Here is a 2,475-nt window from a genome sequence, read left to right on the forward strand (position 1 = left end):
CCCTCCCCCGCCCCCCCCCCCCCTTTCCCCCGGGCCGTCCCCTCTTCCCCCCCCCCCCCCCCCCCTCGCCCCCCCCAGCCGCGCCCGGTCCTGCTCGTCCCCGGCCTCGTCCGGGGCGGCGGCCGGGCCGCTCTCGCGCAGCAGCACCCGGGCCGGGCGGTCCTCGCCGGCGGGCAGCACGTCCAGCACCAGGAAGTGCGTACCGGGCGGGAACACCACCTCGGGATCCCCGTCCTCGGCGATCACGGACGTCCGGCGGCCGGTCGCGGACCACACCAGGAACTCCACGTCCGTCCCCGGCACCACCTCCGCCTCCGCCGTCCCCACCACGGGCGCCGGCTCCACCAGCAGCGTGCCGCGCGCGTACTGCCCCAGCACGCCCTCGCCCGCCTCGGCACCCAGCAGCACGGCGCCCCGGTGATTGGGCAGCCGGCGCAGCCCCGACCCCAGACAGGCCAGGTAGCAGGCCAACGGCCCGTCGCCGGCACCGGACCGGCGCGCCGCCTCGACCAACTCGGCGCGGTGCACCGGGATTCCGGTGTCGGCGTGGTGCAGGTAGACCGCCGCCAGGTCGTCCTTCAGGTCGTCACGGGCCTGCGCGCGCAGCGCCGGCATCCGCAGCGCGGCCTGCTCGGCCCGGCTGGCGTAACGGTGGAAGTGCGCACCCAGCAGCGCCCGGAAGGCGGCCCGCTCGGCGGCCGTGGACACCCGCCCGGCGGCGGCGGGCGGGACGAGGAGCCGGGGTATGGCGCGGACGGCCTCCGGGGCTTGCGGGGCTTGCGGGGTGGGGGAGTTGGGGGTTTCGGGGCCGGTCGGGTCGGGCGCGGGAGTGAGGGTGGTGCCGCTTTCGGGGGAGGGGGTGGCCTGAGAGGTCTGCGGGGCAGGGGAGTTGGGGGCGGTGGTGCTCTCGGTTGTGGTGGTCGGTGCCGTGGCGGGGGTGGCGGGTTCCGGCAGGGAGGGTGACTCGCTGTCGTTTCCGGTCGGGGGCAGGGTGGTCTGCGGGGTGGGGGTGTCGGGGGTTTCGGGGGCGGCCGGGCCGGGGGTGGGGGCGGCCTGAGAGGTCCGCGGGGTGGGGGAGTCGGGGGCGGTGGTGCTCTCCGTCATGGTGGTCGGTGCCGTGGCGGGGGTGATGGGCTCCGGCAGGACGGGCGGCTCGCTGCCGCTGTCGGGGGCGCACTGCCCGGCCTGCGGGGAGGGGGAGTCGGGAGTTTCGGGAGTGGCCGGAGCGGGAGTGGCCGGAGCGGGCGTCGCGGGGCCGGCCGCGTGGGGCCGGCGGACGGCGGGGGCACCGGGGAGGAGCAGACGCGGGGCCGGGGCGCCCGGGTCGGTGAGGGCGGACACCAGGTCGTCCAGGATGTCGAGCACCTCGGCGGGCGCCGTCCGGTCGGCCGAACCCGCGATGAGCGTCGGCCGGGCCGGGTCCGGGTCGAGCAGGCGGGGGCTGCGGTCGCTCGGCGGCTCCTCGGGGCGCAGCCACAGTCCGGCGGGGACGGCCTCCAGGCGCCAGCCCGCGACCGGTGCCTGGTGGAGCGCGGGTCCGCAGGCCGCGAAGGCCGCGGGGAGGGGGCGCCAGGCGGAGGCGATCACGCGGCCGAGTGCGGGGGAGGCGGTCAGTTCGGTCAGCCACGGTTCCCAGGCCTGGGCCCCGTCGGCGGCCAGGACGCGGGAGGACCAGCCGTGCGCGGTGCGCGTCGGCAGGCCGACGGCGGCCCGGACCTCGCGGCCCAGTGCGGCCGCGAGCACGGCGGTCAGGGTGACCAGCGCCGAGGTGCCGGCCCAGGGCGCGCTGACCAGCAGGTCGGCCGGGGACGTCCCGGGCGGGCCCAGCCGGGCGGCGGCGGTGGCGATGGCGGCGACATCGGCGACCGGGGGCAGGGGGGCGTCCGGGCGGCCCACCACCAGGACCGGCGTGCCGGGCGCCGCCGCGGCACCCAGCAGCGGCCCCGGCGGGACGGCCGGGGCGGGCGCACCGTGGAACCAGAAGCCGTACGGCAGCACGGTCATCAGCGGATCGGCCGCGCCGTCCGGAGGCCCGGCCGCGGCGGGCGCGGCGACGGCGGGCTCGGGGGCACGGCCGGGACCGGGCCCGCTGGGCACTGCTGCTGACGCCGTTTCGGGCGCCGTCGGGGCCGCTGCCGTCGGTGCGATCGGCGGTGCCGTCGGTGCCGCGTTCACCCGGCCCGGCACGACGGCGGGCGCCGCGAGGGTGGGCTCGGGGGCACGGCCGGGACCGGGCCCGGTGGGCACTGCTGCTGACGCCGTTTCGGGTGTCGTCGGGGCCGCTGCCGTCGGTGTGATCGGCGGGGCCGTCTCGGGCGTCGTCGGGGCCGTCGGTGCCGCGTTCACCCGGCCCGGCACGACGGCGGGCGCGGCGACGGCGGGCTCGGGGGCACGGCCGGGACCGGGCCCGCTGGGCACCGCTGCTGACGCCGCCTCGGGCACCGCCGGCGCGGTCGGTGCGGGCGCCGCCGCCGC

General features: G+C 80.1%; 2 pseudogenes. One reads left to right on the forward strand and one right to left on the reverse strand.

The window, feature by feature from the left end:
- A pseudogene (locus BG452_RS32665) lies at window positions 1-2,004 on the reverse strand (hypothetical protein); the annotation flags it as partial.
- Window positions 2,005-2,239: 235 nt separating this feature from the next.
- On the opposite strand from BG452_RS32665, the pseudogene BG452_RS46210 reads away from it, so the two are divergent.
- Window positions 2,240-2,475: pseudogene (locus BG452_RS46210) on the forward strand (hypothetical protein); the annotation flags it as partial.

The organism is Streptomyces sp. CBMA123, from assembly GCF_014596465.1.
In the GTDB taxonomy this organism is placed as follows: Bacteria; Actinomycetota; Actinomycetes; order Streptomycetales; family Streptomycetaceae; genus Kitasatospora.